Origin of the sequence: Microvirga massiliensis (assembly GCF_001006805.1) — a bacterium.
Taxonomy (GTDB): domain Bacteria; phylum Pseudomonadota; class Alphaproteobacteria; order Rhizobiales; family Beijerinckiaceae; genus Microvirga; species Microvirga massiliensis.
On the sequence record NZ_LN811365.1, the window covers coordinates 46,999 to 72,715 of the forward strand.

The 25,717-nt window shown below is 64.8% G+C and carries 20 protein-coding genes and 1 riboswitch; of the genes, 9 read left to right on the forward strand and 11 right to left on the reverse strand.

Features of this window, described 5'->3' with window-relative positions; genetic code table 11:
- Nucleotides 1–46: 46 nt before the first annotated feature.
- The 5 genes from BN1233_RS35000 to BN1233_RS35020 all read right to left on the reverse strand — a co-directional run bounded on the left by BN1233_RS35000 (nt 47) and on the right by BN1233_RS35020 (nt 4,563).
- Nucleotides 47–1,123, reverse strand: a complete 1,077-nt coding sequence (locus BN1233_RS35000) for a TRAP transporter substrate-binding protein (RefSeq protein ID WP_046868284.1) — start codon at nt 1,121–1,123, stop codon at nt 47–49.
- Nucleotides 1,107–1,907, reverse strand: coding sequence for a bifunctional hydroxymethylpyrimidine kinase/phosphomethylpyrimidine kinase (thiD, locus tag BN1233_RS35005; RefSeq protein WP_046868285.1), 801 nt, complete (start codon nt 1,905–1,907; stop codon nt 1,107–1,109). The genes BN1233_RS35000 and thiD overlap by 17 nt, the downstream gene beginning before the upstream one ends.
- Nucleotides 1,904–2,569: a thiamine phosphate synthase gene (thiE, locus tag BN1233_RS35010; RefSeq protein ID WP_046868286.1), complete on the reverse strand. Its 666-nt coding sequence runs from the start codon at nt 2,567–2,569 to the stop codon at nt 1,904–1,906. The genes thiD and thiE overlap by 4 nt, the downstream gene beginning before the upstream one ends.
- A 48-nt stretch (nt 2,570–2,617) precedes the next feature.
- Nucleotides 2,618–3,403 (reverse strand): hydroxyethylthiazole kinase, encoded by a 786-nt coding sequence (thiM, locus tag BN1233_RS35015; RefSeq protein ID WP_048709913.1) that lies wholly within the window; start codon nt 3,401–3,403, stop codon nt 2,618–2,620.
- Nucleotides 3,390–3,491, reverse strand: a riboswitch (TPP riboswitch). Its footprint overlaps the gene before it by 14 nt.
- A 52-nt stretch (nt 3,492–3,543) precedes the next feature.
- Nucleotides 3,544–4,563, reverse strand: coding sequence for a DMT family transporter (locus tag BN1233_RS35020; RefSeq protein WP_342341690.1), 1,020 nt, complete (start codon nt 4,561–4,563; stop codon nt 3,544–3,546).
- 109 nt (nt 4,564–4,672) lie between these two features.
- On the opposite strand from BN1233_RS35020, the gene BN1233_RS35025 reads away from it, so the two are divergent.
- A complete protein-coding gene (locus BN1233_RS35025) occupies nt 4,673–5,485 on the forward strand; it encodes a UDP-2,3-diacylglucosamine diphosphatase (protein ID WP_046868287.1) in 813 nt (270 codons plus the stop codon).
- A complete protein-coding gene (locus BN1233_RS35030) occupies nt 5,485–6,531 on the forward strand; it encodes a glycosyltransferase family 4 protein (RefSeq protein ID WP_046868288.1) in 1,047 nt (348 codons plus the stop codon). Before BN1233_RS35025 ends, BN1233_RS35030 begins: the two co-directional genes overlap by 1 nt.
- On the opposite strand, the gene BN1233_RS43785 is transcribed toward BN1233_RS35030, so the two are convergent.
- Nucleotides 6,524–7,651, reverse strand: coding sequence for a hypothetical protein (locus tag BN1233_RS43785; protein ID WP_048709916.1), 1,128 nt, complete (start codon nt 7,649–7,651; stop codon nt 6,524–6,526). The genes BN1233_RS35030 and BN1233_RS43785 overlap by 8 nt on opposite strands.
- A gap of 176 nt (nt 7,652–7,827) precedes the next feature.
- On the opposite strand from BN1233_RS43785, the gene BN1233_RS35040 reads away from it, so the two are divergent.
- Nucleotides 7,828–9,066, forward strand: a complete 1,239-nt coding sequence (locus tag BN1233_RS35040; RefSeq protein ID WP_048709919.1) for an MFS transporter — start codon at nt 7,828–7,830, stop codon at nt 9,064–9,066.
- On the opposite strand, the gene dgcA is transcribed toward BN1233_RS35040, so the two are convergent.
- Nucleotides 9,018–10,004, reverse strand: a complete 987-nt coding sequence (gene dgcA / locus BN1233_RS35045; RefSeq protein WP_046868289.1) for an N-acetyl-D-Glu racemase DgcA — start codon at nt 10,002–10,004, stop codon at nt 9,018–9,020. The genes BN1233_RS35040 and dgcA overlap by 49 nt on opposite strands.
- 78 nt (nt 10,005–10,082) lie before the next feature.
- On the opposite strand from dgcA, the gene BN1233_RS35050 reads away from it, so the two are divergent.
- The 4 genes from BN1233_RS35050 to BN1233_RS35065 all read left to right on the forward strand — a co-directional run bounded on the left by BN1233_RS35050 (nt 10,083) and on the right by BN1233_RS35065 (nt 14,333).
- On the forward strand, nt 10,083–11,228 hold the full coding sequence (locus BN1233_RS35050; protein WP_046868290.1) for an MlaE family lipid ABC transporter permease subunit: 1,146 nt from the start codon (nt 10,083–10,085) through the stop codon (nt 11,226–11,228).
- 2 nt (nt 11,229–11,230) lie between these two features.
- Nucleotides 11,231–12,031 (forward strand): ABC transporter ATP-binding protein, encoded by an 801-nt coding sequence (locus BN1233_RS35055; protein WP_187144452.1) that lies wholly within the window; start codon nt 11,231–11,233, stop codon nt 12,029–12,031.
- Between the two features lie 6 nt (nt 12,032–12,037).
- On the forward strand, nt 12,038–13,678 hold the full coding sequence (locus tag BN1233_RS35060; RefSeq protein ID WP_046868291.1) for an MlaD family protein: 1,641 nt from the start codon (nt 12,038–12,040) through the stop codon (nt 13,676–13,678).
- A gap of 94 nt (nt 13,679–13,772) precedes the next feature.
- Nucleotides 13,773–14,333, forward strand: a complete 561-nt coding sequence (locus BN1233_RS35065) for an ABC-type transport auxiliary lipoprotein family protein (RefSeq protein WP_046868425.1) — start codon at nt 13,773–13,775, stop codon at nt 14,331–14,333.
- A gap of 379 nt (nt 14,334–14,712) precedes the next feature.
- Here BN1233_RS35065 and BN1233_RS35070 read toward each other — a convergent pair whose 3' ends face one another.
- Nucleotides 14,713–21,342, reverse strand: coding sequence for an apolipoprotein A-IV repeat region-like domain-containing protein (locus tag BN1233_RS35070; protein WP_046868292.1), 6,630 nt, complete (start codon nt 21,340–21,342; stop codon nt 14,713–14,715).
- Nucleotides 21,343–21,649: 307 nt separating this feature from the next.
- Between BN1233_RS35070 and BN1233_RS35075 the strand changes: the two genes are divergently transcribed.
- Nucleotides 21,650–21,970 carry a 2Fe-2S iron-sulfur cluster-binding protein gene (locus tag BN1233_RS35075; RefSeq protein ID WP_046868293.1) on the forward strand — a complete coding sequence of 107 codons (321 nt, stop codon included), beginning with the start codon at nt 21,650–21,652 and terminating at the stop codon, nt 21,968–21,970.
- A 42-nt stretch (nt 21,971–22,012) separates the two neighbouring features.
- Here the strand turns inward: BN1233_RS35075 and BN1233_RS35080 are convergent, their stop codons facing one another.
- Nucleotides 22,013–23,224: an MFS transporter gene (locus BN1233_RS35080; protein ID WP_046868426.1), complete on the reverse strand. Its 1,212-nt coding sequence runs from the start codon at nt 23,222–23,224 to the stop codon at nt 22,013–22,015.
- 209 nt (nt 23,225–23,433) lie between these two features.
- Here BN1233_RS35080 and BN1233_RS35085 point away from each other — a divergent pair, with 209 nt between their 5' ends.
- On the forward strand, nt 23,434–23,859 hold the full coding sequence (locus BN1233_RS35085) for a universal stress protein (protein ID WP_046868294.1): 426 nt from the start codon (nt 23,434–23,436) through the stop codon (nt 23,857–23,859).
- An 82-nt stretch (nt 23,860–23,941) separates the two neighbouring features.
- Here the strand turns inward: BN1233_RS35085 and BN1233_RS35090 are convergent, their stop codons facing one another.
- Complete coding sequence (locus BN1233_RS35090; RefSeq protein WP_046868295.1) at nt 23,942–24,514, reverse strand: hypothetical protein; 573 nt, start codon at nt 24,512–24,514, stop codon at nt 23,942–23,944.
- On the reverse strand, nt 24,511–25,686 hold the full coding sequence (locus BN1233_RS35095) for a vWA domain-containing protein (RefSeq protein ID WP_046868296.1): 1,176 nt from the start codon (nt 25,684–25,686) through the stop codon (nt 24,511–24,513). Before BN1233_RS35095 ends, BN1233_RS35090 begins: the two co-directional genes overlap by 4 nt.
- Between the last annotated feature and the right edge of the window lie 31 nt (nt 25,687–25,717).

Sequence of the window (25,717 nt, forward strand, 5' to 3'; positions counted from 1 at the left end):
GTTCCGAGAAACGGTTTTCGGCGATCGGAGGGAAGGGGTCAAGCGATCAACTGCGTGCGATCGACCGGGCCATATCGGCGGCCAGGGCCGACCAGCCGTGCAGTTCTGCCTGTGCCCTTGCGTAACTCCGGACGATGCGATCGGCGAGAGGAGAGCTTGCCCCGATATCCCGGAGGAGGTCCTCCGAGGCGCGGCGGGCCTCCTCGAGAATGCTGCGCGGGAAGGCCTCCAGGGTCACCGGATATTTGCCGAGGATTTCGGTCAGCGCTGCGGCATTGCGCTCCGAGGCATCAGCCAGCCCCAGCGTATGCTCCGCCCGGCAGGCCTCCTTCACGATAGTCTTGAGATCCTCCGGGAGTTCCTCCCAAATTTTGAGGCCGATCAGGAATTCACTCGCCCCGTTCGGTTTGTTGAAGCCGGGAGCATAGTAGAACGGCCCGTATTTCTGCAGGCCGGTTTCGAGGTCGGGCGCGGGGGCGAGGAACTCGACGGCATCGACTGCCCCTTTCTCGAAAGCAGGGAGGAGGTCGCCCGCCGAGACGCTCATCGGGACCGCACCGAGCCGCTGATAGACTTCCGCCCCAAGCCCCTGCACGCGAATGCGGAGCCCGCGGAGGTCCTCAACGCCCGTCAGCCGGCGCTTGAACCAGCCGCCCATGGAGGGGCCGGTATTTCCCGCCATGAAGGCCCGGACGCCATGAGGCCGGTAGAGCTCGTCCCAGAGGTCCTGCCCGTCACGTAGCTCGATCCAGGCCTGATGCTCGATCGGGCCGAGGCCGAACGGCGCCGACGTGAACAGGGGAGCCGCCGGGATCTTCCCCTGCCAGTAGAGAGCTGCCGTGTGGCCGGCCTCGACGGTACCAGTCGACACCGCGTCGAGCACCGCGAACGGAGGCACGATTTCGCCTGCGCCGAAGAGGTTGACCTGCAGCCTGCCGCCGCTCATCAGGTTGATGCGGTCGACGATGCGCTGTGCGGAAACGCCCGGCCCGATGCGCCCCTTGGGCCATGACGTCACGAGCCGCCACTGGAGGGTCTGGGCCCTCGCAATCGATGGCATCACGAGCGCGGCCCCGCCGAGGCCGAGGGCCGTCCTGCGGGAAAGCTTACGACCACCAAGCATGGAAGTGATGCACGGGGCCATGCCCCTGTCCGATCTCGAGACTGTGGGAGGCCCGGATGGCCTCGCTGATATAGGCCTTCGCGGCGGCGACCGCGTCGCCCAGGCCCATGCCCTTCGCGAGACCCGCAGCGATCGCCGAGGACAGCGTGCAGCCCGTCCCGTGCGTGTTGCGCGTGTCGATGCGCGGCGCAGGAAAGCGCTGCACGCCGGAGGCCGAAACGAGAATGTCCACGCTCTCGGCTCCGTCCGCATGGCCGCCCTTGACAAGCACGGCCCGGGCGCCGAGAGCCAGAATGAGCTCTCCCTGACGGCGCATCTCGGTTTCGTCCCGGGCGATCGGCTCGTCGAGAAGCGCTGCCGCTTCCGGGAGGTTCGGCGTGACGAGGAGCGCTTTGGGAATCAGGATGCGTCGGAGCGTGTCGATCGCCTCCGGGGCCAGCAGGCGATCTCCGCTCGCGGCGACCATGACGGGATCGAGAACGACATTCGACATCTGGTGCCGGTCGAGACCGGCCGCCACCGTCTCGATCACCGCCGGCTGCGAGAGCATTCCGATCTTCACCGCGCCCACGGACAGGTCCGAGAACACGCTGTCCATCTGCTGGGCGATGAATTCGGGTGGAACATCCAGGATGCCCTGGACACCTCTGGTGTTCTGCGCCGTCAGAGCCGTGATGACAGTCGCGCCGTAGACGTTCAGGGCCGAGAAGGTTTTGAGGTCAGCTTGAATGCCTGCGCCGCCGCCGGAATCCGATCCGGCGATCGTCACTGCAATTGCCGTCATTGCGCTTGTCTTCGTTGTTCGAGAGCCTTGTCGATGATCGCGCGCAGGCGACGTGTTTCTGCGGTAACGTCATCGACCATGAAGATCGCGGAGATGACCGCGACGCCATCCGCACCGGCTGCGATCACGGAGCCGGCATTGTCGGCCGTGATACCGGCGATTGCGCCGACCGGTGCTCCGCTGGCGAGGCGAGCCCTGAATGCGATCCGAGAGAATCCCTCCAGACCGACCGGTGGATCTTCGTTGACCTTGCTGCCCGTTGAGAAGACGCCGCCGATGCAGGTGTAGTCCACGGGCAGCCGGAACGTTTCGTCGGCCTGGGCGGCTGTCTTCACCGTGAGACCGATGATCGCGGATGGTCCGAGCAGCCGTCGCGCATCGGCCGGATGCATGTCGGTCTGCCCGAGATGCACACCGTCGGCTCCGGATGCAATGGCAACGTCCACGCGATCGTTGATGAGCAGCGGAACGCCTGTTTCGGCCAAAGCCGATTTCAGGGCGCGGGCGCTGTCGACCATTCTTCGGACATCGTCGCTCTTGTCGCGGTACTGGATCAGCGTGCAGCCTCCGGCCACGGCAGCGCGTGCGAGGTCGACGGCCGGGCGCCCGCCCGTCCAGACAGGGTCGATAATTCCGTACAGCCGCAGATCGACGGCATTCATGTCAGCCTCGCATTCTCAACGATGTCGAATGAACGCATCATGCGGCATTCAAGCCAGTCTCGCACGCTCGAGGATGTCGGGCGGCCTGACATTGTAGAGAGCGTCCAGGACAGCAGCTTGAAAGGTGCCGGGTCCGTCCGCTTTGGCCGCGGCGATCTCGCCGGCGATCCCGACCGTGAGGAGTGCCGCTGCTGCGGCTTCGAAAGCGTCGGGGTGGAGAGCCGCGAAGGCCGCGATCAGGGCAGTGCCCGCGCAGCCAATGGCGGTGACCCGCGTCATGAGGACATCGCCGTTCGCGATCCTGATCGCCCTGGCGCCGTCCGTCACAAGATCGGTCGGGCCCGTCATCGCCACGACGGTTCCGTGATCCTGCGCGAAGGCCCGGGCCGCCTCGGGGCTGGCCTCCGTCACTGCTAGCGCCGAGAACTCGGCGGCGTTGCACCGAAGCACTGCTGGGGTCCCGGCTAGGCAGAGCCGGGCGAGTTCCAGCCGTTGCGGAGAGGATTCAACGAAGACGGGGTCGAGGACCCAGGGCAGATGCTGCTGCCGGGCTGTTGCGATCGACCATGGGATGGAGGCGCGCCGCTCGGAATCGAGCGTGCCGAGATTAATCACCAGGCCTGCCGATCGGGCCGTGAAGGCCGGAGCTTCTTCGGGCGAAACGGTCAGCGAGGGGATGGCACCGACCGCAAGGAGCAGGTTTGCGGTAAGGGCCTGCGCTGCGGCATTCGTGATGACATGGATACGTCGGGGTGACTGCCGCAGCTCGGTCAGCAGGTTTCCGGCAAGAGCCGGAAGTGGAGCGCCGAGCCCTGGCGCGGTTCCATAAGACATCCATCCCTCCGCCGGTATGATCCGGTTCAGGTTCGATGGGTTGGCCGGTTCGGCCTCTCAGCCCGGAAGGGCACCCCATGGAGATGAGGCGGAGGTATATCGGGTGCGACGTCTTTGCAAGGAGGCCCGCAGAGCGAGCCTCAGCCGCCCGCGGGGCGCTGCGAGGTGGTCTCGACCTCCTTGGCCCGTTCGAGGCCGAGCTGGCGCTCGCGCCAGAGGACGAAGAGGCCCGCTGCCGCGACAATGACGCCCCCCAGGGTCACGGTGGGGGTGGGGAGATCCCCGAACAGGAACCAGCCGAGCACCAGGGCCCAGATCATCGTCGTGTATTCGAAGGGAGCGATGATCGACGTGTCCGCGAAGCGGTAGCTCTGGGTCATGAGGATCTGCCCGATGCCGCCGAGAATTCCGATCAGCACCAGGAGAGCGAGGTCCGTCGCAGTGGGCCAGTTCCAGCCGAGGACGATCGTGGCCAGCCCGAGCGCAGCGCTCAAGAGCGAGAAGTAGAGGACGACGGCGCCCGTCTTTTCCTCACGGATGAGCCGTCGCACCTGGATCGTCGCTCCGGCCGAGCAGAACGCACCCAGTACCGCGAAGGCGGCCCCGAGGGCCGGTCCGCTGCCGAAGCCCTGCTTGGCGGAGGTCGTCAGATGGGGCGACAACATGATCAGGACTCCCACCAGCCCGATCAGCACCGCGGTCCATCGGTAGGCCCGGACGACCTCCTTCAGGATCAGGGCCGCCAGCGCGACCGTGATCAGGGGGGCGGCATAGCCGATCGCGATCGCGTCGTGCAGGGGCAGATAGGAGAGCGCCATGAAACCGGCGAACATCCCGGTGCTGCCGATGATCCCGCGCAGGATGTGCCCGCGCAGGTTTCGGGTCCGGACCGAGTTGATCAGATCACCCTGCCATCCAAGCCAGGCGAGGAGCGGAATCAGCGCGCAGAACGAGCGGAAGAACACGAGCTCACCCGTCGGGTAGCGATCGCTGACGAGCTTGAGCCCAGCCGACATCATCGTGAACGCGAGTGCGGAAAGGACTTTGAGGGAGATCCCGAGCAGAGGTTTCACGGCAGGAGCAGGCAGGAGGAGGCCCAAAGAACCATGGAAGAGCGTTGCGGTGAAGATCGGTGTGCGCCCGGACGGAGTGCACGGCACGCATGGCGCCACCCTGTGCCGGCTCCCGGAGGGGCTCGCAATCCCAACGTCATCAAAGTGATACGGGAATCCGGTTGAGACGTGTTCGAGATATCCGCGGGGAGCTCGCATGTCCAAGGATGATACCGTCCGGGTTCGCACCCTGTTTCTGTCGGACATCCATCTCGGCACGAGGGGATGTCAGGCCCGTGAGCTTCTCGACTTCCTGAGAACGTACGATGCGGACAACATCTATCTCGTCGGCGACATCATCGACGGATGGCGCCTCCGTTCCGGCTGGTACTGGCCCCAGGAGCACAACGACGTCGTTCAGAAGCTCCTTCGCAAGGTCCGCAAGGGCGCTCGACTGGTGTATGTCCCTGGAAATCATGACGAGTTTCTTCGCGATTACCTCGGCTCGAATTTCGGAGGGATCGAGATCTGCGATCGTGTGATCCACGAGGCTGCAGACGGAAGGAGATTTCTCGTCATCCATGGGGATGAATTCGACATCGTCGTTCGCCATGCTAGGTGGCTCGCACTGCTCGGCGACGGTGCCTACACGTTCGCGCTGTTTCTCAACACCTATCTCAACGCGGCGCGACGGCGACTCGGCTTTTCTTATTGGTCGCTTTCCGCCTGGGCCAAGTTGAAGGTGAAGAACGCTGTGAATTTCATAGGCCGCTTCGAAGAGTTTCTCTCGACGGAGGCCCGGCGGCACGATGCAGACGGGGTCATCTGCGGCCATATCCATCATGCGGCTTTGCGCGACATGTCCGGCGTCCTCTATGTCAATACGGGCGACTGGGTCGAATCCTGCACGGCCGTCGTCGAGCATTACGGCGGCACTCTCGAACTCGTGCAATGGGCCCAGGCAGGGCGCGTCAAGCCGGCCGATCACACGGTCGAGCTGGAGTCGACGAAACCGAGGATGGTGGCCTAATGCGGCTGCTGATCGCAACCGATGCCTGGCATCCGCAGGTCAACGGCGTCGTGCGCTCGCTCGAACACATGGCAGAAGAATCACGCCATTTCGGAGTCGAGGTGGTTTTTCTGACGCCGGAGCGCTTCCGGTCCTTTGCATTACCGACCTATCGCGAAATCCGCCTTTCGCTCATTTCGCGCGCAATGGTTATCCGCGAATTCGAGAGAATACAGCCGGAGCATGTGCATATCGCGACGGAGGGCCCGATCGGATTTGCGGCTCGCCGCGCGTGCCTGGGGCAGGGACGGAGCTTTACGACGAGCTATCACACCCGATTCCCCGAATATGTGCGCATGAGGGCACCGATCCCGGAGAGCTGGATCTACGCGTTCCTCCGCCGCTTCCACAATGCAGGCCAGGCAACTCTAGTCAGCACCGTGTCGCTCGAGCGCGAATTGCACGAACGCGGTTTCCGGAACATCAGGCTCTGGCCGAGAGGTGTCGACACGAACCTGTTCAGGCCCCGCAAGGAGAAAGTCCTGGACCTCCCGGGGCCGATTTTTCTTTTCGTTGGTCGGCTCGCCGTCGAAAAGAATCTGGAGGCCTTTCTTGCCCTCGACCTGCCCGGGACCAAGGTCGTCGTCGGTAATGGGCCTGCGCGCCCACGGCTCGAGGCGCAGTTCCCGCAAGCCTGCTTCCTCGGGGCCCGTTCCGGAGAGGTTCTCGCGGAAATCTACGCTTCGGCCGACGTCTTCGTCTTTCCGAGCCTTACCGATACGTTCGGAATCGTGCTACTCGAGGGGCTCGCATCCGGGCTTCCCATCGCCGCTTTTCCCGTTGCGGGCCCCACCGATGTCATTGGCTCGTCCGGTTGCGGGATTCTCTCACCGGATCTCCGGGAAGCTGCCCTTGGTGCATTGGCAATTCCGAAGGAAAGGTGCCGCGCCTTTGCGGAAACCTTCACCTGGCGAGAGAGTGCCCGCCAGTTCTTTGCGAATATCAAGATCGCTCACGAGGCGGCAGGAGTGCATGCGCCGCAGAGCGGTCCAGCCACGATCAGGTAAAGAGCCGCAGCCTCTCCCTCGTGGAGAGGCGATCGATCTCCGCGAAGACCTCACGCCTGAAGGCGGGTCTCGGCTGGAGAGGTGGCGCCGGCTCCACACTTGGTGAGGGAACATTCCCAAGGCGTAGGGGTGAGGCGGACATCTTGTGTTCCGGCATTGGATTGCGCCGGGGCTCTATGACCTCCCTCGACGACACGGCCTCAAGCGGCTGCGGTATCGGGCTTCGAACAGTCGGTTCCTTCGAGGGAGTCCGGGACGCCCCCTCCGGAATCCCAGCAGCCGCCCTTTCGACAGCCTCGATATCTCCGGCGTCGCGGGCCGCGTCCCGGTTCTGCGCCACATCCGGAGGCTTTCGAGAGTCCTGTTGCTCCACTTGAATAGCTCCGGCAAGGCTGCTCTTGCTTCCTCCGGGAGCTATCCCGGACACGTGAGGCTGCCGAGGCGAATCATCCTGGGCCTTTGCCTCGTGCTTGTCTGCAGTCGAGGCGCTCTTGGTGTCTGCCGATGTGGCGTCGAGCCTCGGCGGCATACGCGCAGGATCGCGGGCTTTCTCCGGCGACAGCATCTCCTGAATGCGCGTTTCCAGGAGTCGCAGCGTGCTGACTATCCGTTCCACTGTCCGCGTTCCGGCTTCGGCCTGATCGAAGGCCGTCTCGACTTCCGCGCTGCTGCGTTCGATTCCGCGGAGCAGATCCTTATCCGGGGTACTGCTCTGGAGTGCGGTCGCGGCTTCCCGGATATCAGCGGCGGCACGACGGCCCATTAGGGCGGCGTCCTTCGAAACGCGCACCACGTCGAAGAGAGGCTCGGAATCGGACACCTTCGCGAACCACGTCTCGAGCTTCCGGAGTTCTCCCGCCTCCTCCCGGGTGAGTGCGATCTCGCGGGCCATCTCGCGCAGCGTGGCCTTCAGGCGATCACGATCATGGGCCAGCCCCTGGCCGAGGATTACCTGCTCGAGATGCGTGATGGCCTTGAGGAGCACCTCCGTATCGGCATTCCGATTGCGCCTCGCGTATTCGCGCAGGAACCAGCGGCCGCGCTCCGTCTCCATGACGGCCGCCTCGATCGCCTCGTAATCCGTCATGCTCGTCGAGGCCAGGGATCGGCCTTCCGTCATGTGCTCTCCTGCCAAACTGGCTGGAGCCGTGCTCGAGCCGCGCTCTCAGTGTCGGGAACACGCAGCAAGATACAAGCCTGTTCCGGTGGCTCCGGACGGGTTCTACCCAGCCCGATGGACTTCCCGTAGGACGCATTCATGAGCACCGATCCGAGTACGACGGCCTCTCTCCTTCCATGAAACCGGCTCCCTCCTGGGATGGCGTCAGCCTGTCCGCTCTCCATGCCGCAACTTTCCTCGGCGTCGGCATCCATCTGCCGTTTCTCCCCGTCTGGCTGGCCAGCAAGGCGCTCAGCCCGGCCATGATCTCCATCGTCCTCGCGATCACGATCATCGTCCGAATTCTCGCGACAGCGCCACTTCTCGCCCTGGCGGATCACTCCGTGGGATCTCGGCGATTGTTGCTTGCGAGCCACGCCGCACAGGCGGTCGGCTATCCGTTGCTCGCGATTCTCGACCACGAGCTTTCGATCGCCGTGGCCGTGGCGCTCCTCGCAGTCGCACACGCCCCTGTCATTCCCGCCAACGATCTCGTGACGATGCTGGCAGTGCGGACCAACGATCGGCTTCATTACGGGAGGATCCGCAGCGCCGGATCCGTTGCCTTCCTCCTGACGAGCATCCTGGCCGGAATCCTCGTCGACCGGTTCGGAGCAGGCATCATTCCCTGGTGCCTCGCCGCGATGCCCCTCTTGGCGCTTGCAGCGACCCTTTGGGCCGTTCCGGCCTCCACTGTCGCGCCTGTTTCAGCCGGCGCTCGAACTCCGGCGAAGGTATCACTGCCGAGAATTCTCTGGCTGGTGATCGGTGCCGCCGCACTGATCCAGGCCAGCCATGCAGGCATCTATACGTTCGGGAGCATCTACTGGCGTTCCGTCGGCTTCCCGGACCAGATCATCGGAATCCTCTGGGCCACCGGAGTCATCGCAGAGATCGCTACCTTCGCTTGGCTCGGGAAGGCCGTCGGCCGCGGTACCGGGCTCGATCTCCTGATGCTCGGCGGTCTCGCGGGCGTGGTCCGGTTCCTGGGCTTGAGTTTCGAACCAGGGCTGGTGGGGACCTTTCTCGTCCAGGCGCTGCACGGACTGACCTTTGCGGCGACACATCTCGGCGCCATAGCAGCGCTTGCGGCCCTGGCGCCCGATCACGGTCGTGGTCGCGCACAGGGCATTCTCGGGTCGGCCAGCGCTCTCGCATTCGCGGGAGCGACTCTCGCGAGCGGCCCGCTCTACGAAATTCTCGGCCCGTATCTCTTCGCCGCCATGTCACCGCTGAGCCTTGCCGGGTTCCTTCTTGCGTTCATTGCGTCCCGACGCTTCGAGGCCGAGCGCCAAGGCTCAAGGAATGAGGCGCAATTTGCCGGAGATCACCCCCAGAGTTCGGGCGCGGGTGGAAACACGACGCTGTCATCGTAGCGGAGCCCCGGCTCGCGGTCGCGCGCGAGCAGGAGCGGTCCGTCGAGGTCGACGAAACGGGCACGAGGCGCAAGAATCAGGGCCGGAGCCATGGCGAGCGACGTTCCGACCATGCATCCGATCATCAGCCCGAGGCCGCGCTCTTCGGCTGCATCCGCCAGGACAAGCGCCTCCGTGAGGCCACCGGTCTTGTCGAGCTTGATGTTGATTGCGTCATAGAGCCCCACGAGGCGGTCCAATCCGTCTCTCGCGTGAACGCTTTCATCCGCGCAGACCGGCACGCTGCGTCGAACCGCTCTGAGCGCCGCGTCGTTCGCTGCGGGGAGGGGCTGTTCGATGAGAGCGAAGCCCGCCTCGGCGCAGGCATCGAGATGCTCCTGGAGGTTGTCTTCCGTCCATCCCTCGTTGGCATCCGCGATGAGAGTGGAATCCGGTGCCGCGGCCCGAACGGCGCGGATCCGGTCGAGGTCGCCACCCGGCGCGCCGAACTTCACCTTCAGGATGGGGCGGTGGGCGGCCCGAGCTGCAGCCTCCGCCATGGCTTCCGGTGCATCGAGACTGATCGTATAGGCCGTGGTCACGGGCCTCAGCCGATCCACGCCGGCGGTCACATGGGCCCTGATGCCGGAACGCTTGGCATCGAGATCCCACAAGGCGCAATCGAGCGCGTTCCGGGCCGCTCCGGGAGACAGTTTCTGCTGGAGGGCCTCCCGGCTGAGACCGCTCGCAATGTCATCGCGCAAAGCGTCAATTGCCGCCGCAACGCCTTCGACGCTTTCTCCGTAACGAGGGTAGGGAACGCATTCTCCCCGACCGGCCGCGCCGTCCTCTTCGATGACCGCCGTGACGACCATCGCCTCTGTGCGCGACCCTCGGGCGATCGTAAATCGGCCAGCAATCGGGAAGCTCTCGATATGGGTAGTCAGGCGGCGGGTCATGGAACACTCCGGCAGTGGCTCGACTTCTGCCGCGTCAGCACGCTATCACCAAGCGATTCTTCAAGCGTCGAGGGGACGGTGCCGCAGGATACCCTGGCTCACGAGCCGCAGGCCAGGATCGAGCGTATCGGTGACGAAGTCAGAGCGACTTTGTTCGGTCGCTGGACGGCCCAGTATTCGGCCACCATTGAAGACCTCGCGGCCGAAATCGTCGGAGCCGCCGACGGCCACCGTTTGATACTCGACCTCCGGCAAATCGAGCGGCTGGATACGCTCGGGGCATTGGTCCTGGACCGGACCCGGCATGACCTCGGACTAAACGGCCGGTCGGCGGATTTCGCGAATGTGAGCCACGACCAGCAGGTGTTGCTGAACGAGGTGGCCCTTCACGACGTCGAGGCGCGATCGGTCCGCCCGAGTTCCCGGTTCGTCGATTTCCTGGTCGATGTCGGCAAGACCATTGCCGATGCCGGCCGGGATCTCGTGGGATGGATTGCCTTCCTGGGTGAGTTCGTCGCGGCGCTGCTACGGGTCGTCACGCACCTGAAGAGATTTCGTGGCACGGCTCTCGTCAACCAGCTCGAGCAGGTTGCCTATCGCGGCGTCCCGATCATCGTCCTGATCTCGTTCCTCGTCGGCTGCATCATCGCCCAGCAGGGCATCTTCCAGCTGCAGAGATTCGGGGCGACGCCCTTCGTGGTGGACCTGACCGGAATCCTGATCCTGCGCGAGCTCGCCGTTCTCCTGACGTCGATCATGGTGGCAGGCCGCTCCGGCTCCGCCTTCACGGCGGAAATCGGTTCGATGAAAATGCGCGAGGAGATCGACGCCCTCAGGGTCATGGGGCTCGATCCCATGGAGGTCCTGATCATTCCACGCATCCTCGCGCTGGTGATCGGACTACCCCTTCTCACGTTTCTTTCGTCGATTGCCGCCCTGACCGGTGGAGCGATCACGGCATGGATCTATGGAGACGTCAGTATCGACGTCTTCCTCTCGCGGCTCCGCGGAGCGATCGCCCTCAACACCTTCTTCGTAGGCATGATCAAGGCGCCCTTCATGGCGCTTGTGATCGGCGTCATTGCCAGCATCGAAGGCCTTGCCGTCCAGGGCTCCGCCGAATCTCTCGGACGTCACGTTACGTCATCCGTCGTGAAGGCGATCTTCATGGTCATCGTGCTCGATGGCCTCTTTGCGATGTTTTTCGCGGCGATCCGCTACTGAACATGCCGGAGCAACCCCGCCACTCCTCTCCCTCGGACCGCGAGACCGTGATCCGCGTGCGCGACCTCGAGGTCGGCTTCGGCGAGCGCACGATCATGAAGGGGCTCGACCTCGACGTGTACCGGGGCGAGATCCTGGGCTTCGTCGGCGCCTCCGGGACCGGCAAATCCGTGCTGACCCGCGCGATCCTCGGCCTCGTTCCGAAGCGTCATGGCACGATCGAGGTCTTCGGAGAGGATCTCGACGCGCTCTCCGCTTCGGAGCGGCGCGCCGTGGAAAAGCGATGGGGCGTTCTGTTCCAGCAGGGAGCTCTCTTCTCGGCTCTCACTGTGAAGCAGAACATCCAGGTGCCGATGCGGGAGTATCTCTCTCTCTCGAGCCGCTTGCTCGACGAGCTCGCGATGCTGAAAATCGAGATGGTCGGTCTGAACTCGGATGCTGCCGACAAGTTTCCGTCCGAGCTGTCGGGGGGCATGATCAAGCGGGCGGCCCTCGCCCGGGCCCTCGCCCTGGATCCGGAAATCGTGTTCCTGGACGAGCCGACTTCTGGACTCGACCCGATCGGAGCGGGCGATTTCGACGAACTGATTGCGACACTCCAGCGGACTTTGGGGCTCACCGTGTTCATGGTAACCCATGACCTCGACAGCCTTCACTCGGTCTGCGACCGCATCGCAGCGCTTGGGGAGGGCCGGATTCTGGCATCCGGAACTATCGAGACGCTGCTGGCGTCCGACCATCCCTGGCTGCGGGCCTATTTCCATGGCAAGCGGGCCCGCGCGGTACTGGCCGACCCCGGATAGGACAATATGGAAACTCGGGCGAACTACGCATTGATCGGCCTCTTCACCCTTGCGGTGATCGCGGCCGGCTTCGGTTTCGTCTACTGGTTCTCCGGCGGTGACCGGGGGCAGGGGCGCCAGGAGATCAGGATCGTCTTCGCCGGCTCGGTTGCGGGGCTGACGAAGGGCTCGGTCGTCCTCTTCAACGGCATCCGCGTTGGCGAGGTCCTCGACATCAGCCTTCTGCCCGAGGATCCCCGCCGGGTGGTCTCGATCGTCGGGGTGGACCCGAACACGCCGATCCGGACGGATACGCGGGCCCGCCTCGAATACCAGGGCCTGACGGGCGTGGCCCAAATCGGACTGTCGGGCGGCGAGCCGACTGCACCGCCGCTGGTCGCCGGGCCCGGCCAGCCCTTGCCAACGATCTTTGCGGACCGCTCCGACTTCCAGGATCTGCTCGAAAGTGCGCGCAACATCGCGCGCCGCGCCGATGACGTCCTCGAACGGGTAGGGCGGGTCGTGGCGGACAACGAAGCGGCCGTAGCGCGGACGATTCAGAATGCAGAGCGCTTTTCGGAGGCCCTCAGCGACAATGCACCGGGCATCGATCGCTTTCTCGAGCAGGTCGGGCAGGCTGCGGAGCGAATCGGCCCTCTCGCCGAGAAGCTCGAGACGCTGGCCACGGATGTCAACGAGCTCGTCAAGGCTGTCGACCGGCAGCAGGTGGCCCGGATCGTCGAGAATGTCGAGGGATTCACGGACAACCTGAATCGCAACGGCGAAACCCTTACGAGGACGATGAATGACGCGGCGTCACTTGTGGCTCGCCTGAACGAAACCGCGCCGAAGCTCGATTCCACGGTCTCCGACATCAATGCGATCATTCGTGCCGTGGATTCGGCCAAGGTCGCGCGGACGGTTGACAATATCGACCGTGTGACCCGCGAGGCGGCCGACCGGATCGGGCCGCTCGGCGACAAGCTCGATTCGCTTACCGCCGAGGTCGACGGACTCGTCAAGTCCGTCGATCGGGAACGCGTGGCACGGATCGTAGAGAACGTCGATACCTTCACCCAGGCCTTGGGAGAGAACCGGCAGGTCCTCACCGATACGTTCCGGGACGCAGGGAGCCTGGTCGCCCGGCTGAACGAGACCGCGCCGAAACTCGATCAGGCGCTTGCAGATATCGGCAATCTTGCCCGATCGGTCGATAGTGAGAAGGTCGGACGCACGGTCGACAATATCGATCGGTTCGCGGCAACGCTCGGCCGCTCGTCAGACGATGTCGAAAAGACGATCGCCGATGCCCGCTCCATCGCCGAGAAACTGAACAAGTCCGCCGACCGCGTCGACAACGTCCTGCAAGCGGCGGAGGGCTTCCTCGGCACGGGAGAGAAGGAGGGAAGCAGTACTTTCGTCGAAATCCGGGAGGCGGCTCGGTCCATCCGGCAGCTTGCCGACAACCTCGACAAGCGGACTGCGGACATTTCCACCGGCGTGAACCGATTCACCAATTCTGGCCTGCGCGAGGTCGAAGCGCTCGCAGTGGAAGGGCGCCGCACGCTGAATGATATCAGCCGTGCCGTGAAGGGCTTGGAGCGCAATCCACAGCAATTGATCTTTGGCGGCCGTCCGTCCATCCCGGAATATAACGGTCGACGATAAAGTAACACGCATGCGTTCAGGGCTCGTGCATCTCCTGCCTCGTTCTTGCCGAAGGGGCAGGCCCCTCCGATTCGGCTTGTTGGGCGCGGTGATCATGCTGTCCGCATGCTCTTCGACTCCGGCCCCGACAACGTACGACCTGACGGCGCCGGTAGCCGCCGCAAGACACTCCAACGCCAGCCAAATTCTCGTTCAGCCGCCCGCGGCGATCGCCGTGTTCGCCGGGCGGCAGATCGTCGTGAAAGACGCGGCCGGGACTATCTCGTCGCTCGGAAACGGACAATGGGCCGACGAGTTGCCGGCGCTCGTGCAGGCGCGGTTGATTTACACCTTCGAGAACGCCTCGCGATTGAGAGCAGTCGCACGGCCGAGCAGCGGCGCTGTGGCGGATGCGCAACTCATCTCGGAAATCCGCGCTTTCCAGATCGAGACCCCCGCGGGCGAAGCCTTCGTCGAGCTTTCCGCAAAATTGGTTAGCGATCGAACCGGCCGGATCCTGAATGGCCGATTGTTCCGGGCCCGCGTACCGGTCGCGGCCATCGACGCGCCTCATGCAGCGAGGGCGCTCGACGAAGCACTCTCCACCGTGATGCTCAACATCGTCCGCTGGGTCAGCACCACTTCGATCCCGAGCCGCGACGCACCGGAAACCTGAGGGCGCTCATCTCGTCCGATTCATTCGTCACGAGACGGGGGGAGTGCTCAGTCGTTCCGAACCGCGGGCGACGCGAACCATCCGTCGACGGGTAGATTGCTTCACTTGTTCGCAATGACGCAGAGAGTGTGAGGGCGGGAGGTGCAGGGCCGGAAGCGAGGTGACGCCTGAACCACACCCGTCATTGCGAGCCGGAGGCGAAGCAATCTACCCGTCGATGGCCGGGCTCCTGAATGTGCACCCCATTCACGATGACGGGCTGTCACAATGGACTGTGCGCAGCCTGCGACTCGCGACAACGCCGGGCTCAGCAACACTCTTCAATCCGACCCGGCGCCCGTTTCCGCACTTTGAAAACGGGCGCTGGTCATAATCCGCCTCAGTCGAACCGTCCGCTCGCATGCGCGAGCATGGTGTAGACCTTACCGGTCTCGGAGGTGAGATAGGTCTTCGCGAGCATCGAGTCCCGATCGTCGCGCGACACCTCGGCGAGCAGCCGCTCGAACTCCTCGACGTAGCGATCGACTGTCTGCTTGAACTCTGGATCGCGGCGGTATTTCCGCCGGACCTCGTCGAAGGTCTGCTGGCCCTGCAGTGTGTAGAGGCGCCGGGTGAAGACGTTCCGCTCGCCTCGCTTGTAGCGATCCCACAGCTCGACGGCAGCGTCGTGATCGATCATCCGCGCGATATCGACGGAGATCGAGTCGAGCGATTCCAGGCTGTTGACCCGGGACCGGTCGCTGCGCGGAGCCGGCCGCGATTCCTCTTCGCCTTCCTCGCGTGAGGCCCGCGTCAGGAGGTCGGAGAGCCAGCCGCCGCCGCGCGCGCCTGCCGTCGCCTCGCGCGGAGGAGCGGCCTCGTGGCGACGTTGCGGCTCGGGAGCTGCAGCGGGCCGCTGCGGTGCCGGGACCGGCGCAGGGGCCTGCTGCTCAGGCGCGAAGCGGGCGGTGACCGTGCTCTCGCCGGAGAGGCGCGCCGGCGCCTGCCGGGTCTCGACAGCCGAGACTACGGGGCTCTCGTTCACGCGGCGAGGCTGCACGGCCGGAGCAACATCCACGGCTCGGTTCGAGCGGGAGACCAGGGCTGCGAGCTCGTTGAGCGCATTGATCTGGTCCGCCACGACACGGCGCATGTTTGCAGCTGCTTCCTGCGTCTCCTGTGGCAGTTCCATGACTCCCCGACGGAGTTCGCCGCGAGTCGTCTCGAGCTCCTCATGGATCTGGGAGGTCATGGTCCTCAGCTCTCCCAGGGTCTCGCTGAACCGGGTCGACGCATTGAGGAGGGACTCCTGCATCTCAGCCGCAGCCTGCTCGTACGAGGTGCGAAGAGTTGCAGTGAGACGCTCGCCCTCGCTGCTCGTCGTGGTGCGAATCTGCTCGAACTGCTCGCCGATCGCATGGCTCGTCGCTTCCGCGGCATTGGCCAGCACGGATCCGATCTGGCGGGCCTTGGCTTCGGAATTCTGCAGAGCGCCTTCGACGAGATTCGTGAATGCTCGGGTGACGCCATCCAGATCCCGTGCACGCTGTTCGACGCGTCCGACGAGCTCGTTGAGGGACTCCTGACGATCCCGGAGGGCTGCCGACATCCGCTGTTCGACCTGCTCGAGAGCAGAGGTCGTCTCGACGAGCGTCTGCACCTGTTCACGCGTGCCTTCGCGCAGGGCACGGCCTCTCTCATCGAGGGTTTGGGCCAGTTCGGAGGCTTGGCGGAGCGCCCCTGTCGAGACCGCGCGCAGGGCCTCGACCTGATCCGCCACCTGCCCGGAGGCCTGAGCCGACTGGGCGGAGATCTCGCTGATGAGCGACTGAACCTGCTGGATTCGAGTGCCCAGCTCGCCTTCGACCGCACCGAGATTCCCGCTAGCGCTGGTGACGACTTGCTGCAGAAGACGGCTGGTGTCGTGCAACCGTTCGAGAACGCCGGACATCTCCTGACGCACACGCTCATTGGTGCCCGACAGCACGGTGACGGCTCGCGTCGCCCCCTCGTCGATTGCGGACCGCAGGGCTTCGGTCGATTGCGCGTAGGCAGCCGTGACTTCCGCGGTGCGCTCGCGGAGCGATGACGTCAGATTCGACGTCCGCTGGTCGAGTGCCGACAGAAGGGCACCGGATTGCCGCTCCAGAACCTCGAGCGCACTGCCGCTCCGCTCCTCGATTGTCCCGACGACACGATCGCTGGTCTCGTCGAGAGCGGTTCGCATCGCTTCGGCCGACTGGGCGTAGATCGACGTGACCTCGGCGATACGCTCCCGAAGAGCCGACGTGAGATCGGATGTTCGCTGGTCGAGCGCGGACAGGAGCGCACCGGACTGCCGCTCGAGCGCATGAAGGGCCGTTCCGCTCCGTGACTCGATGGTCTGGACGACGCGGCCGCTGGTCTCGTCGAGCGCTGCACGCATGGCCTCCGTCGATTCCGCATAGACCGAGGTGACTTCCGCAGTCCGCTCGCGCAGTGCCGTCGCGACGTCCGACGTACGCTGGTCCAGCATGGACAGAAGCGCACCGGTCTGCCGCTCCAGAGCCTGAAGGGCGGTTCCGCTCCGTGCTTCGAAGGTTTCGGCGACGCGATCGCTCGTCTCGTCGAGCGCGCGGACCGTGGTCTCTCCGACGGAGCGGAGCTCGTAAGCGATCTGGGATGCGCGCTCGTCGAGTTCCGAGAGAAGGGATCTACCGTTCGCGTCGAAGAGATTCCCGATCCTCGCTCTCTGCTCGTCGAGCTGTGTCAGCAGCGAGCCGCCGCTCGTCTCGAAGAGATTGGCGATTTCGGCGATACGGGCACCGAGCGCTCCGAAAACTGCGCGTCCTTTCTCGTCGAGTTTCCCCGTCGCGCCGTCGAGACGGGATACCACCCGCTCCTCGAGGAGATTGACATGCTCGTCCAGGGTCGTCGCGATCTCTTCGGCACGGGAGCTGAGCGTCCTGTTGATCGAATCCGCCTGTGACCCGAGGACCTGCGCGATCTCCTCGACCCGGGAGCCGAGCGTGCGATTGATCGAATCCGTCTGGGATCCGAGGACGCCGGTCATTTCCTCCACGCGGGATACGAGGGTGCGATTGATCGAATCCACCTGCGATCCCAGCACCTCACCGATTTCCTCGGCGCGCAAGCCGAGCGTGCGGTTGATGGCATCGAGCTGCCTGCCGAACACCGAGGTGATCTCCTCGACACGCGAGCCGAGCGTCCGGTCGACGGAGTCGGCGTGCGAGCCGAGCACTCTCGTGATTTCTTCCACGCGAGAGCCGACCGTTCGGGTGATCTCATCCACCTGTGAGCCGAGAGCGGCGCTGATATCTCCGGCGCGTGAGTCGAGAGTACGATGGATCGACTCGATCTCGGTTCCGAGCACGGCCGTGATCTGCTCGGCCCTGCTTCCCAGCTCCGTCGTGATCTCGGCGGCCCGCCCCGCGAACAGCTCGTCGATCGCACGGACCCGTTCATCGAAGGTCGCACTGATCAGGTCGCTGCGATTGCCCAGGATCCTGTCGATTTCCTCGGCTTTCGCAGAGAGAGTCTCGGCTAGGCTGCCGGTCCGCGCGGCCATGGCCTCGGCGATCTCATCCGCACGCACCTGGAAGGCATCCGCAACCTCGCGGCCACCTTCGGCAAGCACGCGCGCCATCTCGCCGGTCCGGATCACGAGAGCTTCGTTCAGAGCCGTCGCCCTTCCCGCAAGGGTCTGGTCGACGCGGGTGACGAGAGTCTCGAAACTCGTGGCGATCTCGGAACTGCGGCGCGTAGCCTGTTCTTCGAGCGCACCCATCTGGGTCTCGATGATGGTGCTCGCGTCCCGAGTCTTCTCCGAGAGCGTGTCGGCGAGCGCTCGACCATGGACCGTGATGAGCCGATCCATCTCACTGAAACGACCATTGATGGTATCGCTGAGCGTCATGACATCCGACGACAGCCGGTCGGCGATGGTGCCGCCGCGATCGATGATGCTTCCGAGAGCGGTGAGGCGCTCACCGAGAACGGTCTCGAACTCCCTGCCGCGTTCGGTCACAGTCCCCGCGAGAGCGGTGCCCGTCTGGTTGAGCGCCTCATTCACGCGAGCGCCTTGCGTGGCGATCGCGAGCACGATCTCCTTGCCAGTTCCGGCAAGCCGGGTGTGAGCTTCGACGGCGTTGCGGGCGAGAGCCTCGGCGAATTCCTGGCCGTGCTGTTCGAAGGAGGCCCGGAATTCCTCGACGCGGTTGTCGATGGCACCGGTGATCCGCTCGCCGGTCGCGGCCAGGCTCTCCTCGAGAGCGCGGCCCTGGATGGTCACGGCCTTGCTTGCGGACTCGAGGCGGGTCGACAGATTCTCGATCTTGTCGCCGATGACCTCGTCGGCCAGGCGCATCGTGTTCTCGAAGGTCTCGCGGACTTCGTTGCCCCGCAGGACGATCGTCTCCGCCACGTCCGAGCCGATCGTGGCGAGGCGCTCCCGGAACTCGCTGCTCCGCACGACGATCTCGTCCACGACCTCGGTACCAGTCGCCGCGAGCTGCTCGCGGAGAGTGACGCTGCGCGTTGCGATCTCGTCCGCGAGATCCGTTGCGGCGGCGGTCAGATCCTTCCGCGCCTGCTCGGCGCGTCTGACGATCTCGTCTGCGAGATCGGTGGCCGCGCCGGCAATCTGATCGCGAGCGGCGCTGCCGCTCTCGGTCAGCTGGGAGACGAGCGTGCTGCCGGTATTCGCAATTCCCTCGCGAACCTCCGCTCCCTGCTGCTGCAGAGCAGAGACGAGCGTCTGGCCCGATTCGGTAATCGAGTCGCGGAGATCGCCTCCACGCAGCGACAACTCCTCGAGCAGAGACGTATTCGCATGCACGAACTCTTCGCGAATGCGGGTGCCGCGCTCCACGATTTCCTGCGTGAGAGCGGTTCCGGTCGATGCGAGCTCCTCGCGGACCGACCCGCCACTGCGGACGATCTCGTTGATGAGAGACGTTCCGGTCGTGGCGAGCTCTTCGCGCACGCGTCCTCCGCGCGTCGTGATTTCCTCGACAAGCGCGGTGCCCGTCGATTCCATCTCCTCACGCAGGCGTCCGCCGCGCGTGACGATTTCCTCGACTAGGGTTGTTCCCGTCGATTCGAACTGCTCCCGAAGCTGCGTGCCACGGGATGTGATCTCGGCCGTCAGCACGGATCCTGCCGCCGCGATCTCGTCGCGGATCGATCCGGCTCGCCCGGTGATCTCCTCGACGAGGCCCGATCCGGTGGCGGCGATCTCGTCGCGGACTGATCCCCCGCGGGTCGTGATCTCTTCGACGAGGGAGGTTCCGACCGATGCAAGCTCTTCCCGGACGCGCGTGCCGCGCGTGGTGATCTCGTCCAGGAGGTCCGATCCGGTCGTGGCGAATTCCTCGCGAACGGTCCCCACGCGAGTCGTGATCTCCTCCACGAGGGCGAGCCCGGTTGCCGCGAGGCCTTCGCGCACGGCGTCGACCCTGGTCGTGATCTCCTCGACGATGGAGCCTCCAGTGGAGGCGAGTTCCTCCCGCAACCGCTCTCCGCGGCTGACGATTTCATCCGTGAGGCTCGTGCCGGTCCTGGCCAGCTCGTCGCGCAGGGCGTTGCTGCGCGCTGTCAGCTCGTCGCCGACGGTCCGTCCGGCTGCGGCGATTCCATCGCGAAGCTCGGCGGTGCGGGCCGAAATGTCGTCGGCGATCACGCCGCCGGTTGCAGCGAGTTTCTCGGTGATTTCTGCGCCGCGGCTCGTAAAGCTTTCCTCGAGATTTGCCACGGTCTGCTCGAGCGCCGAGCGAACCTCGCCGCCCTGTTGCGCGAGAGCGTCGATCATCCCGCGGCCGGTCTCGGCCAAGGTACGGGTGACCTGGCCGGCTCCCTCTTGGAGATGTCGCGTCAGGAGCCCGCCCGTCCGCTCGAAGGCGCCGGTGATATCCTGCACCTTTCCTTCGAGGGTGGTCGTGATGTGCGTGCCGACGTCGCTGAGGCCCGTCTGGATCTCGGCGCTCGTCCCGGTCAGTCGCTCGACGAGTTCGTTGCCGCGGGAGGCCATCTCCCCGACGACCCGGTTGCCGGTCCGGTCGAGGGCCTGCGTGATCTCCTCGCCTCGCTGGTTGAGCATTCCGCTCACGCGCTCGCCGGCATCGTTCACCGCCGTGACAGCCCGCTGCGCGGCCTCTTCGATGTCCTGGGTGATCGTCTGATGCGCGCCGGCGATCGCGGCGCGCACCCGCTCCGCATTCGACACGATGCCTTCGCGCTGAGAGACCAGCTCGTCCACGAGCGTCCGGATCCGGATCTCGTTGTCCGAATAGGCGCGCTCGAGCGTCGAGATTTCGCTCCGAACGAGTGCTTCCAGTTCTCCCGCGCGTGCAAGCGCACGCTCGACTCCGTCCCCGACAGCGGCAACCTCGCGGCGGACTGCCTGCGAGACGGACAGGACGGCATCGGTCGAGAAAGATTCGGGCTCCGCGAGCCGGACCGCCACCTCGCCGACCGCACGGGCCACGAGATGCATCTCCCGAGCCCTGGCAGCGAGCATCGCCGCGATGAAGAACAGGACGACCGGCCCGAGCACCGCAAAGGCTCCGGCCGCCAGCAACGGCAGCGAGAACGAGCCGAGGAGCGCCTCGGGGCTCGTGAGGCCGCGCGAGTAGGAGAGATACATCGCCGCAGCGAGCCACAGGAGCGATCCGAGGACGGCGAGAACGTAGGGGGTGCGCGACGGCCGGGTCTGAAGGGCCTGGAGCATCAGGCCGACGCTCTGGCGATCATCGTTGGCAACGGCAGCCCTATCCGGCGACACGATCGAGGGACGGGGAGGCGCCTCACGCTCGCGGGCGTCGTCGCGCTCCGCGCCCGGTGTTTCCGGCTTGCGCTCCGTCATCGTGAAATCATGGTCGTCGACGTCCGGAAGACGAGGATCCGACTTTTCCGGGGACTCGCTCTCCGCCTCGGCTGGAGGCTGGACATCGGGCTTGAGATTCAAGGCCTGCTCGATCGCCGACAGGGCGGCCTCCGTCGGGTCTTTCAGTCTCTTCTGTTCAACTGCCATGGTCCGCCCTCAATGACGCAACATGCAGCGCGGCGACGCTCCACCGAGGTCGGTCGGAACGCCGATCGCTGCCGCCGGGCCGCCTCCCGGCACGGTCGACAATAGTTTCGCGCTATTTACCAAGAGAGTTTAGCGACCGGGGTCAGTCGTGAAAACCCGACGTCCCCAGGCTCCTGAGAACGTCGTTAACGTCTTGGTAACCATAAGTCACGCCTCGTGAATCTCACTCGGGACCATTACGGGACCCGAGGGCCTCGCTTTCCGGTCGCGCTTCGCTTAAGTGACCGGCGCACAATCGAGGTCAAGGATGGTCAAGATCACGTTCATCGATGCCGAGGGCACCTCCCGCACGGTCGAGGCGGAGGTGGGTTCCACGGTCATGGAGAACGCAATTCGAAACGGAATCCCGGGGATCGAAGCGGAGTGCGGCGGTGCCTGCGCCTGCGCCACGTGTCACGTCTATGTGGCGGAAGAGTGGACATCGGTCGTCGGAGAGCCTCAGCCCATGGAAGAGGACATGCTCGATTTCGCTTTCGATGTGCGCTCGACATCCCGGCTGTCCTGCCAGATTCGCGTGCGTCCCGAACTCGACGGCCTCGTGGTCCACACTCCGACCAGACAGGGCTGAAGGTCGCGACACTGACCCGCGGGCTCGTGCCGGGCGGGTGAATCATTCCGCAGGGACGGGCCTGCCGACCGGCCTGAGGATCGTTTCCTGTCCGGGTTCAGGATGCCTCGGAACCAGGAAGGCGAGGCCGAGCGAGGCCGTAGCGATCATGGCCCCGATCATGAAGACCAAAGTCGGATCCTCGATCCATAGCTTGCCGAACACGACCGGAATCACCACGGCTGCGATGTGGTTGATGGTGAATGCGACGCTCGCAGTCGGTGCGATGTCTGCAGGGTCGGAGATCTTCTGGAAGTAAGTGCGCTGGGCGATGATCAGCGTGAAGAACACGCCATCGACGACGAAGAGGAGGCCGGCGACGAGCCCGCTCGCCGTGGTGGAATACCCGATAAAGACGCCGACGAGGGACAGATTCTCGAGGATGATGGTTGCCCGTTCGCCGATGGCCTGAATGAGCCTGCCGAAGAGTGGACCCGCGAACAGGTTGATCGCGCAATACGCGAAGAGCAACATCGAGAAGTCGGCCAGGGTGTAGCCGAACCGCTCCACGAGCAGCCATCCTCCGAAGGCCATGAAGAGCTGCCGCCGCGCTCCGGAGAGGAACGTCAGCACGTAGTACAGCCAATAGCGCCGCCGCAGGACGATGCCCTTGTGCTGCGGAACGGACCCTCTGAAGCTCCGAAAGAACAGTGCCGCCGCCCCGGCAAGTGCCAGGGTGACGATGCCGAATCCGAGGTAGAGCGTCCCATAGCTCGGCTGCCAGAGCCAGAAGACGACGGCGATCAGGCCATAGGCGACAAGCTGTGCCGCCGCCGCAGTGCTGGCGATCCGGCCGAGCACGCGGGGCGCCTGGCTCTTCGGCAGCAATTGCAGCGAGAGAGCCTGGTGGGCAGTTTCGAAATAGTGGAATCCGGCCGACATCACGAATGTGGTGATCAGCAGACCCCAGAAGCTCGGGAAGCCGCCCGTGATCGCGATACCGAATGCAAGGAGGGCCAGACTCACATAGGCGACCAGTTGCTCACGCATCAGCATGAACCAGATCACAGCCGTGAAGGCGAGGAAGCCCGGGATCTCGCGGACCGACTGCAGGATGCCGATCTCCCAGCCCGTGAAGCCCGCAGCCTCCTTGGCGAAATTGTTGAACAAGGCCTGCCATCCCGCAAAGCCCAGCCAGTTGGTGAAGGAGATGGCGACCAGAAAGGCCGTCGGGGACGCTGCCAGTGCGGCTCGGGTCTGTGGGGGGATCGTCATCTTGTAGCCTTGGACCCTTGCACGCGGCGCGCCATCGTTCGCCGCCCAGCCTTTCCACACGGACTGGAGCCATGGACGGAGCGCAATCCGTCGAGGCAGGATAGGATCGACGGAACGCGCTCCGTCTGCTCAGGCCACGCTTTGATCCAGGTCATCGCGCGTCCGGAGCAGGATGGCAATGATCCAGGCGTGCAAGGGAGACATGCGCGATGTTCAAGACCATTCTCGTTCCCGTCGACATTGCCGAACCGGAAATGTCGACCCAGGCAATCGAAACGGCGGTTTCTCTGGCGCACCAGTCTTCCGGCACGGTGCGCCTCATCTACGTGCGATCGCTGATCCCCGTCACCTACATGGAATTCGTGCCGCCGGACTTCGATGCGGAGCAGCAGCGGGATGCGGAGGAAAAGCTTGCCGATATCGCGGCCGGAGTGGCACTTCCGGAAGGCCGCGTCTCGTCAGTCGTGAGGCTGGGCGGCGTCTACGCGGAGGTCCTCGAGGAGGCCGACAAGACGGCGGCCGACCTGATCGTCGTCGGCTCGCACCGGCCCAAGATGTCCACCTATCTTCTGGGCTCCAATGCCGCGACGATCGTCAGGCATGCCCGTTGCTCCGTCCTGGTGATCCGCAAATAAGGAATCCCGGTGCGGCGCGGGTCCGTGGAACCGGTTTCGAGGCCCCGCCGGGTTCCCCGGTCCCACTGCTGATCTTCTCCCATCACGGAAGGAGATCGGCAGGTGGTGTGGAGGGTGGGAAGAGGCGTGGCCTGTTGAGCCGGATCATCGGCACGAGCTGCCATAGCCCGACGGCGGCAAGGAGACAGGCCATCAGGGCGGCCGCGTGCGCGTCCGCCACGAGTGCCCGCCAGATGAAGACGGCGATCGCGACGAGTGAGGCGGCGCTGAGAGCGACGACTGCAAGCCAAGCCACCGTCGGCTGTCCGGCGAGAAAGCGAGCGCCCGGGCTCAGTTGGCCGGCGCGCTCGGTCAGGGCGCTCACGAGGCGTCGGTAGGGGCCATCGAGGCGCTCCGCCTCGACGAGACTCCGCCAACTCAAGGAGGAGATCCGGACCAATCGTCCGTCCTTGAATCGGATCGTCGTCCGGTAGGCCGGGTGGGTGAAGCTTTTCGGATCGTAGGTGAGGCGGATCTGCTCCACGGCATCGAGCCGTGCTTCACGGACGCTCCGTCCGTTGTCCACGAGCAACTTGTCGTCCCGAAGCTCGAACATGACCGGCCCACTCGTCGGCTTGGGATTCTGCTGGTAGCGCACGGTTTCGAATTTGCTCACCGCACCAGCTCCCGCATGGCCTGATCGATGCCTTCGAGCGTCAGAGGATGCATTCGGTCCCGGAAGATCTGCCGGATCAGGCTGATCGATTGGGTGTAGCCCCAGCGGTTCTGGGGCACCGGGTTGAGCCAAACGGCGTGGGGGAACTGGCCTAGCAGGCGCTCCAGCCAGACTTGGCCGGGCTCCTCGTTCCAATGCTCGACCGAGCCGCCAGGCATCACGATCTCGTAGGGGGACATGGATGCGTCGCCGACGAAGACGGCGCGATAATCGGAAGGATAGGTTCGAAGCACGTCGATGGTCGGCATGGTCTCCTCGAAGCGGCGGCGGTTCTCGGTCCACAGCCGCTCGTAGGGGCAATTATGAAAGTAGAAGTGGGCGAAGTGCTTGAACTCGAGACGGGCTGCCGAGAACAGCTCTTCGGCCGCCTCGATGTGCCAGTCCATCGAGCCGCCGACGTCGAGGAAGAGCAAAACCTTGACGGCGTTGCGGCGCTCTGGGCGCAGCTTGACGTCGAGATAGCCTTTCTCCGCCGTTTCGCGGATCGTGTTGTCGAGATCCAGCTCCTCGGCTGCGCCCGTGCGCGCGAAACGGCGCAGTCGCCGCAGCGCGATCCGCATGTTGCGGACCCCGAGTTCGACGCTATCGTCGAAATCCTTGAACTCGCGGCGATCCCAGACCTTGACGGCCCGGAAGTTGCGGTTGCCGTCCTGCCCGATGCGGATGCCTTCCGGATTGTAGCCGTACGCGCCGAAGGGCGAGGTTCCGGCGGTGCCGATCCACTTGCTGCCGCCCTGGTGCCGGCCCTTCTGCTCCTTCAGGCGCTCCTTCAGGGTCTCGAAGAGCTTGTCCCAGCCGAGCGCTTCCAGCTGCTTCTTCTCCTCGTCCGTGAGATAGCGCTCGGCGAGCTTGCGCAGCCATTCCTCCGGGATCTCGGATGCTTCGAGGGCTCCCGCGAGGCTCTCCACGCCTTTGAAGACGCGCCCGAAAACCTGATCGAAGCGGTCGAGATTGCGCTCGTCCTTCACGAGGCAGGCTCGCGACAGGTAGTAGAACTGCTCGACGGACTTGCCCGCGAGATCATGATCGAGGGCCTCGAACAGGTTGAGGTATTCCCGCAGGGAGACCGGGACTTTGGCCGCGCGCAGCTCGGTGAAGAATTGAAAGAACATCGCCCGCAATGTCGACAGGAGAGGGCGGGCG